Genomic DNA, 16,058 nt, shown 5'->3' with positions numbered 1-16,058 from the left:
CTCATGAGCAGTGCCGAACACCTGTCCCGCAGATCCGTCCTGACCGCCGCGGTCGCCGCCGCCGTGGCCGGCGCCACCGCCCCGACGGCCGCCGCGACGGAGCGCACCGCCACCACCGCACACACGGCCGCGAGTTCCACCCGCCCGGTCGACTACCGCGCCTGGACCACGTACATCGACTGGCGCTCGGGCGCTTCCCACGGCACCCGCCCCTTCGCGGGCCTGCGCCCCGGCCTCCAGATCGCCGCCCCCGCCGGCACCACCGACTACGCCGACCCGCACACCGGCACCACCGCCACCTGGGAGTACGCCACCTGGACCGGCCCGGTCCACCGGCTCTCGGTCCCCGCGACCGAGGCGATCGCCTCCTGGAACGCCCACACCCCGGCCGGCACCTGGCTGCAGGTGGAACTGCAGGGCACGTACTCCGACGGCACGGACACCCCCTGGTACGTCATGGGCCGCTGGGCGGCCGGCGACCAGGACATCAAACGGACCTCCGTCGACGACCAGACCGACGGCAGAAGCACCATCTGGACGGACACCTTCTCCATCGACGACGCGGCCTCCGGCCTGCGCCTGACCTCCTACCGGCTCCGTCTCACCCTGTACCGCAGGCCCGGCACCGGCCTCACCCCGACGGTGTGGCGCGTCGGCGCCATGGGCTCCGACATCCCCGACCGCTTCACCGTCGCCGCCTCCGCACCCGCCGCACCCGCCGGAGAACTGATCGTCCCGCGCTTCTCGCAGGAGATCCACGCGGGCCAGTACCCCCAGTACGACAACGGCGGCGAGGCCTGGTGCAGCCCCACCTCCTCGCAGATGATCATCGAGTACTGGGGCGGCCGGCTCACCCCGGAGCAGCTCTCCTGGGTCGACCCGTCCTACGCCGACCCCCAGGTCTGCCACGCGGCCCGGTCCACGTACGACTACCAGTACGCGGGCTGCGGCAACTGGCCCTTCAACGCGGCCTACGCGGCGACCTTCGACGGACTGCAGGGCGTCGTCACCCGCCTCGGCTCCCTCAACGACGTGGAGACGCTGATCGCCGCCGGGATCCCGGCCATAACGTCCCAGTCCTTCCTCAAGACCGAGCTGACGGGCGCGGGCTACGGCACCTCCGGCCACCTGATGACGGTCATCGGCTTCACCGCCGACGGCGACGTGATCGCCAACGACCCGGCCTCACCCAGCGACGCGGCGGTGCGGCGCGTGTACCTGCGCCGGGAGTTCGAGAACATCTGGCTCAGGACCAAGCGGTACAACGCCTCCGGCAAGGTCGTCTCCGGCAGCGGCGGCGTCTGCTACCTCTACTTCCCGGCGCACCCGACCCCCCGTCAGCGCATGGCGCTCGCGGCGGTGGGTGTGCGCTGACCGCGGGCGAAAGGCCCCGGGAGACCGGGGCCTTTCCCTCTGTGCGCTCTGTGAGCTGACTCATACCCGGACCTGCCATACTGCGGGCGTCGACCGCCAGTTGGAGACCGGGGCCGAAATTGAATACGAGTGAACACCGCGAGAGCGCCCACCCCCGGGTGCGCGGCACCGAGCGTTCATCGGCACGTCGCGCCGAACTCATCGCGATCGGGCGGCGGTTGTTCGCCGACACCTCCTACGACGCCCTGTCGATGGACGACATCGCGCGGCAGGCCCATGTCGCCAAGGGGCTGATCTACTACTACTTCCAGTCCAAGCGCGGCTACTACCTGGCCATCGTCGAGGACTCGGTCGCCGACTTCGTCACCTTCGCGGGAAGCGGCCGGGACCTTCCGGCCGTGGAGCGGGTGCACCGCACCGTCGACGGCTATCTCCGCTACGCCGAGCACAACCAGGCCGCCTACCGCACCATCGTCAGCGGCGGCGTCGGTTTCGACGCGGAGGTGCACGCCATCCGCGACGGCGTGCGCGAGGCGATCGTCGCGACCATCGCGGAGGGCGCCTACGGCCGCGCCGCCGTCGCGCCGCTCGCCCGGATGGGCCTGCTCTCCTGGGTGTGCGGCGTCGAGGGTGCCACCCTGGACTGGATCGACCGCCCGGAACTCTCCCGCGACGCCATGCGCGAACTGCTGGTGAGGACGCTGGGCGGCGCCCTGCGGGCCGTGGAGGAACTGGACCCGGCCTATCCCGCCCCCGCCGCCGCCCGCCGGGACGGCTGAGAAGGACGGCCGGAACCGCCCCGACAGCGGCCGTCCGGTCCGGTGCTGCGGGAGGCGGTCGGCCCTTTCTTGAAGTAAGCGGTCGTTAACCGGTGACTCCGTGCCGCCGATCGGGCATACTCACAGCGCACAGCCGCTGGTCAGCCGCTTCCGTGACCCGAGAGCGCGAGCATCGGCCGGCTGAGGAAGACTCCGGCGGAGCCGCCCCACCCAAGGCGCACGTCCGCCGATGTGCCCGACAGGGAGGAGAGCGTCGCCATGCCCGACCGCGCCCCGCAGCCGGTGGACCGGCAACTGCCCACGGACGAGGCCCGGGATCTGATCTCACTCGTCCGCGACATCGCGCAGCACGAGATCGCCCAGAAGGCGGCCGAGGAGGAGGACGCCGGACGCTTCCCGCGCGAGGTCTTCACCCTGATGTCCCGATCGGGGCTCCTCGGCCTGCCCTACGACTCCGAGTACGGCGGCGGCGACCAGCCGTACGAGGTGTACCTCCAGGTCCTGGAGGAGCTGGCCGCGGCCCGGCTCACCGTCGGCCTGGGGCTGAGCGTGCACACCCTGGCCGCCTACGGGCTGGCCGCCTACGGCACCAAGGAGCAGCAGACCGAGCACCTGCCCGCCATGCTCGGCGGCGGCCTGCTCGGCGCCTACGCCCTCTCCGAGCCCGCCTCCGGCTCCGACGCCGCCTCGCTGCGCACCAAGGCGGTCCGGGACGGTGACGACTGGGTGATCACGGGCACCAAGGCCTGGATCACCCATGGCGGGATCGCCGACTTCTACACGGTCATGGCCCGCACGGGCGCGGAGGGACCGCGCGGGATCACGGCCTTCCTGGTGCCCGGCGACGCCGAGGGGCTGAGCGCGGCGGCACCGGAGAAGAAGATGGGCCTGAAGGGCTCGCCGACCGCGCAGATCCACCTCGACGGGGTGCGGGTCTCCGACGACCGCCGGCTCGGGGAGGAGGGCCAGGGCTTCGCCATCGCGCTGTCCGCGCTGGACTCGGGGCGGCTCGGTATCGCCGCGTGCGCCATCGGACTCGCCCAGGCGGCGCTCGACGAGGCGGTCGCCTACGCCACCGACCGGCAGCAGTTCGGACGGCCGATCGCCGACTTCCAGGGGCTGCGCTTCATGCTCGCCGACATGGCGACGCAGATCGAGGCGGGCCGCGCGCTGTACCTGGCGGCGGCGCGGCTGCGCGACGCGGGCCGGCCGTTCGCGCGGCAGGCGGCCATGGCCAAGCTGTTCTGCACGGACACGGCGATGAAGGTCACCACCGACGCCGTCCAGGTGCTCGGCGGGTACGGCTACACCGCGGACTTCCCGGCCGAGCGTTACATGCGTGAGGCGAAGGTGCTGCAGATCGTCGAGGGCACCAACCAGATCCAGCGGATGGTCATCGCCCGTCACGTCGCGGGTCCCGAGACCCGCTGAACTGCCCCAGGCCGGGAAAGGGCGCGGCGAGCCGGACCCACTCCGGGTCGTGGCGCCCCGGCAGGGTGCGGCCCCGGTCGGCCCACGCGCGCACCATGTCGCGGTAGATCGGCGGGTCCGGAAGCTGCGGCGGCGCGGGCGGAACCGGTTCCGCGGGCGGTGGCACGAAGATCCGGCGCCGGCGCCCGGTCGCCGACTGGATGAGGGTCATACCTGGGCAACGCGGTGCCGGGCGGACAGGTCACCGATCGCCGGAATCGAGAGTGAGTTCACCGGCGTCCGGCCCGCGTCGCGGCGCACTGGTCCTGCACCAGGGCGGTCCGTGCGCCGTGGTGCAGGGCAGGTGCCGGAGGTGGGAGCGCCCGCTTCAGGCGGCGTGGCGGCGCATCGTCGGCACGCGCATGGGGCGCGAGCCCGGGCCGCCGACGTGCGAGAAGGGCTGCGTCCGCCAGTCGAGCCCCTGGGGGAGCGTCAACAACAGGGCGGTCTGCTGTTCCTGCGGCTCGACGGACTCGTCCGCCGGCCGGGCGTCCGAGGCCTTGCGGCCGGTGCCGGCGCAGACCGTGAGGCCGAACGGGTTCCACGGCGAGGCGCACAGCGCGTGCTCCGGCAGGACCTCCTCGTCCGCCAGCAGGGCGATGGGCTGCGCGCACTCCGGGCAGATCACCCGGTACATCTCGAAGGTGTCGTAGGCGTCGATCTCCTCGCCGTCGAAGTCGCCGGGTTCGACGCCCTCCGGCTGAGGCTCGATGACCGGCTGCTGCCGCATGGGCACGGAACGACCAGGGCGCTTAAGACTCTGCATGGGATTCTCCCCCTAAGGCTGGGCCGTGAAGGCGCTGCGGCCTCGACCACAGCAAGCATTTCCCGTCCGGTCTCGGCGGTAATCACGAGAACATCACGGAGAGCGCCCGGGAGCTGTGGCGTTCGTCACATGCCGCGCGCAGGTGCTCGCCGAGAGGGATCCGCCGCCCGGCGAACGGGGCATGACCTGGGCCGCCGAGGTATCCGAGGAGATCAGCCGCACTGTAGGTTCTTGCGCCATGGAGGAGCTGGACCGACAGATCGTGCAGCTGCTCGTCAAGGACGGGCGGATGAGCTACACCGACCTGGGCAAGGCCACGGGCCTGTCCACGTCGGCCGTGCACCAGCGGGTGCGGCGGCTGGAGCAGCGTGGCGTCATCCGCGGCTACGCCGCGGTCGTCGACGCGGAGGCGGTGGGCCTGCCCATGACCGCCTTCATCTCGGTCAAACCCTTCGACCCCAGCGCCCCCGACGACATCGCGGACCGCCTGGCCGGCGTCCCGGAGATCGAGGCCTGCCACAGCGTGGCCGGCGACGAGAACTACATCCTCAAGGTACGCGTGGCCACCCCCCACGAACTGGAAGAACTCCTGGCCCGCGTCCGCAGCCTGGCCGGCGTCTCGACCCGCACGACAGTGGTCCTCTCCACCCCCTACGAGGCACGCCCGCCCCGCATCTGACCCGGGCCCCCCTCCGGCCCGTTCAGCCCGCCGATCACCGCGCCCGGCGTGGCGCCTGCGGTGTGCCGGGGACCTCCAGTGCGTGGTCGTGGCCTGAGCCGTCGGGGTATCCGGCTGACTCAGTCGGTCCCGGCCGGGGTCGCGTAGGGCCGGAGGCCTGGCGCGCCCGCCTCGCGTCCGGCCCGGCCCGCCACTCGTCCGAGCGGTGCCGTCCGCCACGCGTCGGCGCCGGACGCGGCGTGTCCGCGGTTTCCGGTGCGCTCGCCCGCCGCGGGCGGCCTCCCCGTGTCCGTCTCCGCGCCTGCGACCTCCTCCGGTGAGGTCAGAGACGCCGCATGCCCGCTCGCGGGTCCGGGAGGACAGCTGTGTCCCGCTGTGCGGCCGCCCTGCGTGCGGGTTCGATCCGGGGAGGCGGGAGACTGGTGGTCATGAGTGAGCGCAACGCCGAACCGCAGACCGTTCTTCTACGCCGCGGCGAGGTCCACAGTCCCGCCGACCCGTTCGCGACCGCGATGGTGGTCGAGGCGGGACATGTCGCCTGGGTCGGCTCGGAGGGCGCGGCCGACGCGTTCGCCGGCGGTGTCGACGAGGTGATCGACCTGGACGGCGCCCTCGTCACCCCCGCGTTCACCGACGCCCACGTACACACCACCGCCACCGGCCTCGCGCTCACCGGCCTCGACCTGTCCGACGCGCCCTCCCTGGAGGCGGCCCTGGCCCGGGTGCGGGACTTCGCCGCCGCCCGCCCGGACGACAAGGTCCTGCTCGGCCACGGCTGGGACGCGGCACGCTGGCCCGGCGGCCGCCCCCCGACGCGAGCGGAACTCGACGAGGCCACCGGAGGCCGCCCCCTCTACCTCAGCCGGATCGACGTCCACTCCGCCGTCGTCACCACCGCCCTGCTCGACCTGGTGGGCGGCGGGCTGGGGCCCGTGGACGGTCCGCTCACCGCCGACGCCCACCACGCGGTGCGCGCCGCGGCGTTCGGCGCGGTCACCCCCGCCCAGCGCACCGAGGCGCAGCGCGTCGCGCTCGCCCACGCGGCCTCCCTGGGCATCGGCTCGGTGCACGAGTGCGGTGGTCCGGACATCTCCTCCGAGGACGACTTCACGAGCCTGCTCCGGCTCGCCGCCGAGCAACCCGGCCCCCGTGTCGTCGGCTACTGGGCGGAGGAGGACGTCGACAAGGCACGGGAGCTGGGCGCGCTCGGCGCGGCCGGCGACCTGTTCGTCGACGGCTCCATCGGCTCGCACACCGCCTGCCTGCACACGCCGTACTCCGACGCCGACCACACCGGCACCGCCTACCTGGACGCCCGTGCCGTCGCCGCCCACGTCATCGCCTGCACCGAGGCGGGCCTCCAGGCCGGCTTCCACGCCATCGGCGACGCCGCAGTCACCGCCGTCGTCGAGGGTGTGCGCGCCGCCGCCGAGAAGGTGGGCCTGGCCCGCGTGCGCGCCGCGCGGCACCGCGTCGAGCACGCCGAGATGCTCACCCCGGAGACCGTCGCGGCCTTCGCCGACCTCGGGCTGACCGCCTCCGTTCAGCCCGCGTTCGACGCGCTGTGGGGCGGCGAGGACGGCATGTACGCACAGCGCCTGGGCACCGAGCGGGCCCGTACGCTGAACCCCTTCGCGACCCTGCTGCGCACCGGCGTACCCCTCGCCTTCGGCTCCGACAGCCCGGTCACGCCGCTGGACCCGTGGGGCACGGTCCGGGCGGCCGCCTTCCACCGCACCCCCGAGCACCGTGTCTCCGTGCGCGCCGCCTTCACCGCCCACACACGCGGCGGCTGGCGGGCGGTCGGAAGGGACGACGCGGGCGTCCTGGTGCCCGGCGCCCCGGCGGACTACGCCGTCTGGCGCACGGACGAGCTCGTCGTCCAGGCCCCCGACGACCGGGTGGCGCGCTGGTCCACCGATCCCCGCTCCGGCACTCCCGGCCTGCCCGACCTCCACCCGGGCCGTGACCTGCCCCTCTGTCTGCGGACCGTGGTCGGCGGACGGACGGTCTTCGTACGGCCGGGCGAGTGATCTCCAGGGCCGGCTCGGTGACGATCCGGGCGCGCGTGCCCGTCGCGCGACCTGGGAATCCTCCGCGCCAACCCGCTCGGGGCGGGCGACGGGGCCCCTCACATGACTGTTTGACAGCCGACGGCAGGGGGCCGGTAGGTTCTGCCGGGTCCACCACCGGACGCCCGACCTGGGAACTTCCGTACCCGTGTCGCAGTGCCGCTGGGTCAGGGACGGTGTGCCGCACCGGGTCACCGTCACGGGAGCCAGGCGCAGCGTCCGCGTCGGCGGGGGAACGTTCCGGACGGTCGGCAGGGTGTGACCCGGGTGGGGCCCGGCCGCTCAGTAGACAACGGCTCTCGGTCGATCCGCAGCCAGCGGGTCCCAGGTCGGCCCGAAGGGCGCCGGGCCCCCCTCCGCAGCACCGCGGATCCCGCGGCACAACCGATCCTTGCGGCCCGTCCGGCACACTCGGAAACACATCCCGAAGAGAGCGTCCCTACCCCGCTCTTGCCGAATTGACACCCCTGTACGCACGTGGTGTCGCATACCCGCAGGCCGTGGCCACTATGGTGGTCCCCTGCGTATGGACATGAAGGGGCAGCAGTGAACGACGGCGACGGCACCCGCGTGGCTCGGGGCCAGGAGAGGCGGTTCGGCCCGCTCGGCACGGCCTTGGTGATCATTCCGACCTACAACGAGGCGGAGAACATCAAGGCGATCGTGGGCCGGGTGCGCAAGGCCGTCCCCGAGGCGCACGTCCTCGTGGCCGACGACAACAGCCCCGACGGCACGGGCAAGCTCGCCGACGAGCTCGCCGCCGAGGACGCGCAGGTCCACGTGCTGCACCGCACGGGCAAGGAGGGCCTCGGCGCCGCCTACCTCGCGGGCTTCCGCTGGGGCCTGGAGCGCGACTACGGCGTGCTGGTCGAGATGGACGCCGACGGCTCCCACCAGCCCGAGGAACTGCCCCGCCTGCTGACCGCCCTCAAGGGCGCGGACCTGGTGCTCGGTTCCCGCTGGGTGCCGGGCGGACGCGTGGTGAACTGGCCCAGGACCCGCGAGTTCATCTCCCGGGGCGGCAGCCTGTACTCGCGTCTCGCCCTCGACCTGCCGCTGCGGGACATCACCGGCGGCTACCGCGCCTTTCGCCGGGAGACCCTCGAGGGCCTGGGGCTGGACGAGGTCGCCTCGCAGGGCTACTGCTTCCAGGTCGACCTGGCGCGCCGCGCCGTGAAGGCCGGCTACCACGTCGTCGAGGTCCCCATCACCTTCGTCGAGCGCGAACTCGGCGATTCCAAGATGAGCCGCGACATCCTCGTGGAGGCGCTGTGGCGGGTGACCGCCTGGGGCGTGGGGGAGCGGGTGACCAGGATCACCGGCCGGGGCGACAAGTCCCCGGGATAGCACTTATCCGGCGCTGAGCAGACGCCAGGCACACTGGGAGTATGACGACAGGCGCTCCGACCTCTCCGTACTCCACCCGGCCCCGTCGCTCCCGGCCGCGCAGGCTGCTGCCGCTGGGCATCGCGGTGTGGCTGGTGCTGGAGGTCTGGCTGCTGACCGTGGTCGCGGGCGCGGCGGGCGGGTTCACGGTCTTCCTGCTGCTGCTCGCCGCCTTCGTGCTCGGCGCCGTGGTGATCAAACGGGCGGGCCGCCGCGCCTTCCAGAACCTCAACGAGGCACTGCAGCGGGGCGGCGCCCCCTCCTCGCGCCGCGGCGGCAACGGCCTGATGATGCTGGGTGGTCTGCTCCTGATGATCCCCGGCGTGATCTCGGACGCGGTGGGCCTGCTCCTGCTGATCCCGCCGGTCCAGCGCGCCGTCGGCCGCTACACCGAGCGCACGGTCGACCGCAGACTCCGCGAGGCCGCCCCCGGCACCCTGGGCGACGCCTTCCAGCAGGCCCGCATCCGCCGCCCCGACGGCAAGGTCGTCCAGGGCGAAGTGATCAGGGACGAGCCGACCGAGCCCCCGAGTGAGCAGCGCCCACCTCTGACTCGATGAGTGCTACCAGTCCGTCCGGCGTTTGAGGACGAGGCCGTCAAGTCCGAAGCGGGGTCTGGGGGCGCAGCCCCCAGGAACAGTGACCCCACATATCCGCAGGAAAACGAAAACCCTACCCACGGCAAACCGCGGGCGCCGTACGTCACCATGACGTACGGCGCCCGCGATAACTTACGTGCACTGAAAACCGGCCGCCCGAGCCCCGCAGGGACTACGCGCTCTTGCGGCTGTCCCGGGGATGGACGGCGATGTTCATCGCACCGGAGCGCAGAACGGCGAGACGCTCCTCGAGGACCTCTTCGAGCTCCTCACGGGTGCGCCGCTCCATCAGCATGTCCCAGTGCGTACGCGCAGGCTTCGCCTTCTTCTCCTCAGGACCGTCGCCGTCCACGAGAAGTGCCTGGGCCCCGCAGACCTTGCACTCCCACTCCGGCGGGATCTCCGCCTCGACCGAGAAGGGCATCTCGAAACGGTGCCCCTTCTCGCATGCGTACTCCACGGCCTGGCGCGGAGCCAGGTCGATACCGCGGTCGGTCTCGTAGCTGGTCACCACGAGGCGCGTGCCGCGAAGAGCTCGCTCACTCATGAATCGTGCCTCCCGGGCTTGTCGCCCACAGGACAGGTGTCGCTGTCGTCGTCATCCGGTCAACGTCCGGTCGGCGGTAAAGATTCCCGTTCCGATGTCCCGTTCCGGGTCATGCGTCGCCGTCGTAGCCGCAGCCTTGTCAACCAGTGCAGTACCCACCGGCGCCCGGTTTGTCACATCTGCAAGGAGATGTCACCCAGCGTTTCGGCATCTTTGACGCGCAGTAACGGTACGCCTGGCAGGCCAAACGCGTACACTACCGCCCTTTCGTCCGGAGTGCTAAATCCGATCAGGAACCGGATTGCCCGCGTCGTGGATCGCCCGCCGCACCGGGACCCGGGCGAGCAGGACGAATCCGATCGCGAAGAACGCCACCAACGAGATGATCGCGTCCCGATAGCTCCCGGTCAGCTGGTACGTGAGCCCGAACAGCAGTGGCCCGAGCCAGCTCATGCCGCGGTCGCTCATCTCGTACGCGGAGAAGTACTCGGCCTCCTTGCCGGGCGGGACCAGATGTGAGAAAAGCGACCGGGACAGCGCCTGGCTGCCGCCGAGGACCAGCCCGATCCCGGCCGCCAGTACGAAGAACCACACCGGTGCCCCGGCCGGCAGGAAGTACCCGGCCCCCAGGGTGACCGTCCAGGCGACCAGCGACCCGAGGATCGTGCGCTGCGCTCCGTACCTCCGCGCCAGCCGCCCCATCCCCAGGGCGCCCGCCACCGCGAGCACCTGCACCATCAGTACCGCGGTGATCAGGGTGGACTGGCTCAGTCCCAGTTCCTCCGAGCCGTACACCGAGGCCTGGGAGATCACGGTCTGGATGCCGTCGTTGTAGACGAGGTACGCCAGCAGGAAGGCCAGGGTGAGCGGTTTGCCCCGCATGTCCCGGATCGTGGCCGCCAGCTGACGCCAGCCGTGCACCGGCACCGCGGTCGGGGCCGTGCGCCGGTCGCGCAGCCGCCGCAGCGGAACCAGGGTGAAGACGCCCCACCACAGCCCCGCCGAGGCCAGGCAGATGCGCACCGCCGTCGCCTCGGGGACACCGAAGGAGTCATGGGCGGTGAACAGCACCAGGTTCGCCACCAGTACCAGGGAACCGGCCGCGTAGCCGAAGGCCCAGCCGCGGGAGGAGACCGCGTCCCGCTCGTCCGGCGGCGCGATCAGCGGCAGGTAGGAGTTGTAGAGGACCATCGAGACGGCCACCGAGGCATTGGCGACGACCAGCAGCACGCCGCCCAGCAGATAGCGGTCGCCGTCCAGGAAGAACAGGCCCGTCGTCGCGGTGGCACCCGTGTACGCGGCGGCCGCCAGCAGCGGTTTCCTGCGGCCGGTGCGGTCGGCCGCCGCACCCGCGACCGGCATCACCAGGATCGCCAGGATCACCGACGCCGAGACGCAGTACGCGAAGAACGATCCGGCCCGCACCGGGATCCCCAGCGGATGCACGAACCCGTCCGCGTCCGCAGCCGACCGGGCGACCGAGGTGAGGTACGGGCCGAGGAACACGGTGAGCACGCTGGTCGAGTAGACGGAGCACGCCCAGTCGTAGAAGTACCAGCCGCGCTGCTCGCGCCGCCGCCCGGCGGCCTCGTCGTCCGTCTGTGTCCGCACGGTACCGGTGCCCACCCGTGCCCTCGCTTCCCCGCCGCAGATGCCGCGCATGATCCATGGACCGGGCCGGAGCCCGGACCTGGTGGTCCCGAGACGGCGCCGGGGCTCAGACCCAGACGCCCCGCTCCTCCATGACCTTGCGCAGCGTGTCGATGTGATCGGTCATGATGCCATCGACACCGAGGTCCAGCAGCCGGTGCATTCGCTCCGGTTCGTTGATCGTCCACACGTGCACCTGCAGCCCGCGCGCGTGGGCCGCGCGGAGGAACAGCGGATCGACCACCGGCACGCCCGCATGGGAGAGCGGCACCTGCGCGGCCACGGCGGACCGGCGCAGCCTGGCCGGCACACCCCAGGAGCGCAGCCGCAGCGCCAGCACCCCGCGCGTCCCGTACGACGTCGCCAGGCGCTCTCCGGCCAGCCGCTGGGCCCGCACCAGGCGTGCCTCGGAGAACGAGCCCACGCAGACCCGCTCCCAGGCGTCCGTCCGCGCGATCAGGTCCAGCAGCGGCCCCAGCGCGGGCTCCGCCTTGACGTCGACGTTCCAGCGCACCTCGGGGAAGGTCTCCAGCAGCTCCTCGAAGAGCGGCACCGGCTCCCTGCCCGCCACGCGCGCGTGCCGCACGTCCTCCCACGGCAGGTCCGCGATCCGGCCCGCGCCGTCGGTCACCCGGTCCAGGGTCGCGTCGTGGAGGGCGACCAGCCGGCCGTCGGCAGTGGCGTGCACATCGGTCTCGATGTACCGGTAACCGAGTTCGACCGCCCGCCGGAACTGCGCCACGGTGTTCTCCAGCCCGTCGGCGGCTCCGCCGCGGTGGGCGAAGGCGAGGGGCCCCGGGTGGTCGAGGAACGGGTGGCGTGCGGGTGTGGTCACGGACGCAGTATCACTCCTTCGGGTGACGCCGCGGCAACGGCCGTGCTGCCGCCGGTGGCCGTCGGCGCGGCGAACAGACGCAGGAAGAGCTGGGCCAGTGGGCCGATCGAGACGGCGTACAGCAGGGTGCCGACCCCGACGGTGCCGCCGAGGACGAACCCGGTGACGACGACCACGACCTCCACCACCGTCCGCGTCAGCCGGATCGAACGGCCGGTGCGCCGGTGCAGCCCGGTCATCAGCCCGTCCCTGGGCCCGGGTCCGAAACGGGCGGTGATGTACAGACCGGTGGCCACCCCGTTGAGCACGATGGCCGCCAGGAGCAGCGGAATCCGCACGGCCAGGGCGTGGACGCCCGGCAGCGCGGCGAGCGTGCCGTCCATGGCAAGGCCGATGACGACGACGTTGGAGACCGTGCCCAGGCCGGGCCGCTGGCGCAGCGGGATCCACAGCAGCAGCACCGCCGCGCCCACGACGATCGACACCACACCGATGGTCAGGCCGCTGAGCTCGGCCAGCCCCTGGTGCAGCACACCCCACGGCTCCAGGCCGAGGCCCGCCTCGACGAGGAGCCCGGAGCTGACGCCGTACAGGACGAGACCGGCGTAGAGCTGAAGGAGTCGCCGCCCGAGGCGGCCCTGCGTGGACAAAATGTCCCCCCTGGTGGTGGAAGTGGCCTGACTCGTGACACTCTGTGGCGGGGGAACACAACCCATCCATGGCCAATTCAGGGAAGGTGGACTGGTCGTCATGGCGCAGTGGACTTCGGCGGTGGGCGCCACGCAGCTCGCTCGGCTGCTCGTCTCCCAGCAGAAGCGCCCGGCCGGTCCCGGCACCCGCCGCCCGCCCGCCTACCGTGCCCTCGCCGACGGCATCCGGCTGCTGGTCCTGGAGGGCCGCGTGCCGGTGGCCGCCCGGCTGCCCGCCGAACGCGAGCTGGCCCTGGCCCTGTCCGTCAGCCGCACCACGGTCGCCGCCGCCTACGAGGCGCTGCGCACCGAGGGGTTCCTGGAGTCCCGGCGCGGCGCGGGCAGCTGGACGGCCGTCCCGGCCGGCAACCCGCTGCCCGCGCGGGGGCTCGAACCCCTGCCCCCGGAGGCACTGGGCTCGATGATCGACCTGGGCACCGCGGCCCTCCAGGCCCCCGAACCCTGGCTCACCCGCGCCGTGCAGGGTGCCCTGGAGGAACTGCCGCCGTACGCCCACACGCACGGCGACTACCCGGCCGGCCTGCCCGCGCTGCGCTCGATGATCGCCGAGCGGTACACCGCGCGCGGGATCCCGACCATGCCGGAGCAGATCATGGTCACGACGGGCGCCATGGGCGCCATCGACGCCATCTGCCACCTCTTCGGCGGGCGCGGCGAGCGCATCGCCGTGGAGTCGCCGTCCTACGCCAACATCCTCCAGCTGATGCGGGAGGCGGGCGCCCGGCTGGTTCCGGTGGCCATGGCCGAGGGGCTCACCGGATGGGACCTGGACCGCTGGCGCCAGGTGCTGCGGGAGGCCGCGCCCCGGATCGCCTACGTCGTCGCCGACTTCCACAACCCGACCGGCGCCCTCGCCGACGAGGACCAGCGGCGCCGTCTGGTCGAGGCGGCCCGCTCCGCGGGGACCGTGCTCGTCGTCGACGAGACGATGAGCGAGCTGTACCTGGAACCGGACCTGAAGATGCCCCGGCGGGTGTGCGCCTTCGACCCGGCCGGCTCCACGGTGATCACCGTCGGGTCCGCCAGCAAGGCCTTCTGGGCCGGGATGCGCATCGGCTGGGTGCGGGCGGCCCCCGACGTGATCCGCAGCCTGGTCGCCGCGCGCGCCTACGCCGACCTGGGCACCCCCGTGCTCGAACAGCTGGCCGTGAACTGGCTGTTCAGCACCGGTGGCTGGGAGAAGGCCGTGGAGGTCCGGCGCGGCCAGGCCCGCGACAACCGTGACGCCCTGGTCGCGGCGGTCCGGCGCGAGCTGCCCGACTGGGAGTTCGAGGTCCCGCGGGGCGGCCTGACCCTGTGGGTGCGCACCGGCGGCCTGTCCGGGTCCCGCCTGGCTGAAACGGGCGAGCGCGTGGGCGTACGGGTCCCCTCCGGCCCGCGCTTCGGGGTCGACGGCGCCTTCGAGGGCTACGTCCGCCTGCCGTTCACGGTCTCAGGAGCGGTGGCGGAGGAAGCCGCGACGCGGCTCGCGGCAGCGGCCCGCCTGGTGGAAACAGGAGCATCGGGCAACGGCGAGTCCCCGAGGACGTTCGTGGCGTAGGCGCGGCCGCACAGCCGCAGCCGTACAGCCGCAGCCTCAGGACGGCTCGGCCACAGCAGCCTCAGCCACGGCCTCCCCGGGTTCCGGCACCGTCTCCCCGTCCGCCGGCATCGTCTTCGCCGGCAACAACTCCAGCACCGCCTCCCGCAACCCCTCACTCACCGAGTCGTCGTACGGATCGGGCGTCGCCGGAACCTGGAGCCGGTGCACGGCCCCTGTGCCCAGCCGCGCATACCCCCGCCCGGGCGGGAAGACGGGCGGCGCCGTCGTGTGCGGCGGCACCCCCAGCACCGCCTTGACCTGCTCCGCCGTCGCCGGCCCGAGCACGACCCGCGCGCGGGTGTGCTGCCGCAGCGGATCACCGAGCGCCTCCGCGCTGTCGAACTGCTCGGCCACGACGACCGTGACGTTGACCGCACGGCCGTGCCGCAGCGGCACCTGGAGCAGCGCCTGGGGATCCTTGCGGCCGTTCGCGGCGGCCAGGTGGGTGAAGGCGGTCGGCCGGTCGAGCAGCAGCCACAGCGGGCGCCTGGTGTCGTCCGGCGGCGGGTGGCCCGCCTGCCGCGCACGGTTGACGGCGATCAGCCGCCGCTCGGTCTCGGTGGCGGCCCACTCCAGGCTCGCCAGCACCCCGGCCAGCCCGCACTCGACGGCCAGGACGCCGTCACGGCCGGTCAGACAGGCGTACTCGCCGGTGCCGCCGCCGTCGACGACGAGCACGTCGCCGTGCTGGAGGGCCTGGAGCGCGATCGAGCGCAGCAGTGTGGAGGTGCCGCTGCCCGGCTGGCCCATGGCCAGCAGGTGGGGCTCGGTCGAGCGCTGGCCCGTCCGCCAGACGACCGGCGGCACATCGTGCTGTTTCTCGCCGAAGGCGAGAGGGAGCGTGCGCTGGACCTCGCTCGGATCGGTGAATCCCAGCACGGTCTCGCCGGGCGCCGTGACGAACCGCTGGGCCGGAATGCCGGTGGGCAGCGGGGCGAGCGCGGTGACCGAGAGCTCGTTGCCCTCCTCGTCCCAGGCGAAGAGGTACTCGCGGCCGCGGCCGGCCTTGGCGGAGAGCAGGTGCTCGATCCGGGCGCGTGCCTCGGGCTCGCCGTCGGTGAAGTACGCCGGATAGCGGATCAGCAGGTGGGAGACGCGGCCCGAGTCGTCGAACGTGTACGAGGGGAAGGCCTTCTCCCACTGACCGCCGTGCGCGTACAGCGGCGCCGGGTCCTCGGCGGCCGAGAAGTACGGCACCAGCGCCTCGTACAGCGAGGACAGACGGCGGACGTGCGACTCGTCGGGGCCCTCGGGCTCGGCCGGTGCGCGGTCGCGGCCGAGCCAGGCTGCCGCCGCCGTCACTACGACGGTGGCGAGCAGCGGGCCGTACGGCACCATCATCAGGACCAGGATCACCGAGGCCACCAGGAACAGCAGCGGCCCGCGCCGGTCCTTGGGGGTGTCCACCCATCTGCGCCGGCCGGCCGCGGCGAGCCGGCACAGACCGCGGGCGATGGTGATCAGCGGGTGGAGGATGTCCGTGGCGTTGTCCGCCGCCGTCCGGGCCAGCTCCCGGCTCCGGGCGAGCTGCGCGCTGCCTGTGCTCAGAATGCGGGGGAGTGGGCGCCGGGCCACTGCTGCCTCCTGTCGTACGTACGGGCGAGGGGTC

General features: G+C 72.7%; 15 protein-coding genes. 8 read left to right on the top strand and 7 right to left on the bottom strand.

What is annotated here, in order from left to right:
* The first annotated feature begins 3 nt into the window (after positions 1–3).
* From R2S09_RS02930 to R2S09_RS02920, 3 genes are all read left to right on the top strand, one after another.
* Positions 4–1,374 carry a peptidase C39 family protein gene (locus R2S09_RS02930; RefSeq protein ID WP_306188428.1) on the top strand — a complete coding sequence of 457 codons (1,371 nt, stop codon included), beginning with the start codon at positions 4–6 and terminating at the stop codon, positions 1,372–1,374.
* Positions 1,375–1,493: 119 nt separating this feature from the next.
* Entirely contained in the window at positions 1,494–2,153 is a 660-nt protein-coding gene (locus tag R2S09_RS02925) for a TetR/AcrR family transcriptional regulator (protein ID WP_316739646.1), read from the top strand.
* A 258-nt stretch (positions 2,154–2,411) separates the two neighbouring features.
* Positions 2,412–3,584 (top strand): acyl-CoA dehydrogenase, encoded by a 1,173-nt coding sequence (locus tag R2S09_RS02920; RefSeq protein WP_306188424.1) that lies wholly within the window; start codon positions 2,412–2,414, stop codon positions 3,582–3,584.
* Here R2S09_RS02920 and R2S09_RS40510 read toward each other — a convergent pair.
* Together R2S09_RS40510 and R2S09_RS02915 are read right to left on the bottom strand one after the other, a co-directional pair.
* Complete coding sequence (locus R2S09_RS40510; protein ID WP_078917231.1) at positions 3,547–3,795, bottom strand: hypothetical protein; 249 nt, start codon at positions 3,793–3,795, stop codon at positions 3,547–3,549. The genes R2S09_RS02920 and R2S09_RS40510 overlap by 38 nt on opposite strands.
* Positions 3,796–3,951: 156 nt before the next feature.
* Positions 3,952–4,389 (bottom strand): hypothetical protein, encoded by a 438-nt coding sequence (locus tag R2S09_RS02915; protein WP_306188422.1) that lies wholly within the window; start codon positions 4,387–4,389, stop codon positions 3,952–3,954.
* A 238-nt stretch (positions 4,390–4,627) separates the two neighbouring features.
* Between R2S09_RS02915 and R2S09_RS02910 the strand changes: the two genes are divergently transcribed.
* From R2S09_RS02910 to fxsA, 4 genes are all read left to right on the top strand, one after another.
* Positions 4,628–5,068: an Lrp/AsnC family transcriptional regulator gene (locus R2S09_RS02910; protein WP_306188601.1), complete on the top strand. Its 441-nt coding sequence runs from the start codon at positions 4,628–4,630 to the stop codon at positions 5,066–5,068.
* 428 nt (positions 5,069–5,496) lie between these two features.
* Positions 5,497–7,101: an amidohydrolase gene (locus R2S09_RS02905; protein WP_316739645.1), complete on the top strand. Its 1,605-nt coding sequence runs from the start codon at positions 5,497–5,499 to the stop codon at positions 7,099–7,101.
* Between the two features lie 585 nt (positions 7,102–7,686).
* The gene (locus R2S09_RS02900) at positions 7,687–8,487 is read left to right on the top strand and encodes a polyprenol monophosphomannose synthase (RefSeq protein ID WP_306188419.1); all 801 of its coding nucleotides are present in this window, start codon (positions 7,687–7,689) and stop codon (positions 8,485–8,487) included.
* A 41-nt stretch (positions 8,488–8,528) separates the two neighbouring features.
* Positions 8,529–9,086 (top strand): FxsA family membrane protein, encoded by a 558-nt coding sequence (gene fxsA, locus R2S09_RS02895; RefSeq protein WP_316739644.1) that lies wholly within the window; start codon positions 8,529–8,531, stop codon positions 9,084–9,086.
* A gap of 211 nt (positions 9,087–9,297) precedes the next feature.
* Here the strand turns inward: fxsA and R2S09_RS02890 are convergent, their stop codons facing one another.
* The 4 genes from R2S09_RS02890 to R2S09_RS02875 all read right to left on the bottom strand — a co-directional run bounded on the left by R2S09_RS02890 (position 9,298) and on the right by R2S09_RS02875 (position 12,807).
* Positions 9,298–9,672 (bottom strand): RNA polymerase-binding protein RbpA, encoded by a 375-nt coding sequence (locus tag R2S09_RS02890; RefSeq protein WP_003977404.1) that lies wholly within the window; start codon positions 9,670–9,672, stop codon positions 9,298–9,300.
* A gap of 279 nt (positions 9,673–9,951) precedes the next feature.
* Positions 9,952–11,298, bottom strand: a complete 1,347-nt coding sequence (locus R2S09_RS02885; RefSeq protein ID WP_316739643.1) for an MFS transporter — start codon at positions 11,296–11,298, stop codon at positions 9,952–9,954.
* A gap of 91 nt (positions 11,299–11,389) precedes the next feature.
* Positions 11,390–12,157 (bottom strand): glycerophosphodiester phosphodiesterase, encoded by a 768-nt coding sequence (locus tag R2S09_RS02880; RefSeq protein ID WP_316739642.1) that lies wholly within the window; start codon positions 12,155–12,157, stop codon positions 11,390–11,392.
* On the bottom strand, positions 12,154–12,807 hold the full coding sequence (locus R2S09_RS02875) for a YitT family protein (protein WP_306188412.1): 654 nt from the start codon (positions 12,805–12,807) through the stop codon (positions 12,154–12,156). The genes R2S09_RS02880 and R2S09_RS02875 overlap by 4 nt, the downstream gene beginning before the upstream one ends.
* Positions 12,808–12,907: 100 nt before the next feature.
* Here R2S09_RS02875 and R2S09_RS02870 point away from each other — a divergent pair, with 100 nt between their 5' ends.
* Positions 12,908–14,407, top strand: a complete 1,500-nt coding sequence (locus R2S09_RS02870) for a PLP-dependent aminotransferase family protein (protein ID WP_306188410.1) — start codon at positions 12,908–12,910, stop codon at positions 14,405–14,407.
* Positions 14,408–14,443: 36 nt separating this feature from the next.
* Here R2S09_RS02870 and R2S09_RS02865 read toward each other — a convergent pair whose 3' ends face one another.
* Positions 14,444–16,024 (bottom strand): hypothetical protein, encoded by a 1,581-nt coding sequence (locus R2S09_RS02865; protein WP_306188408.1) that lies wholly within the window; start codon positions 16,022–16,024, stop codon positions 14,444–14,446.
* Positions 16,025–16,058: the final 34 nt, after the last annotated feature.

This window comes from Streptomyces sp. MK7 (assembly GCF_032658145.1).
Taxonomy (GTDB): Bacteria; Actinomycetota; Actinomycetes; order Streptomycetales; family Streptomycetaceae; genus Streptomyces; species Streptomyces spiralis.
This window is presented reverse-complemented; position numbering and strand designations above follow the sequence as displayed.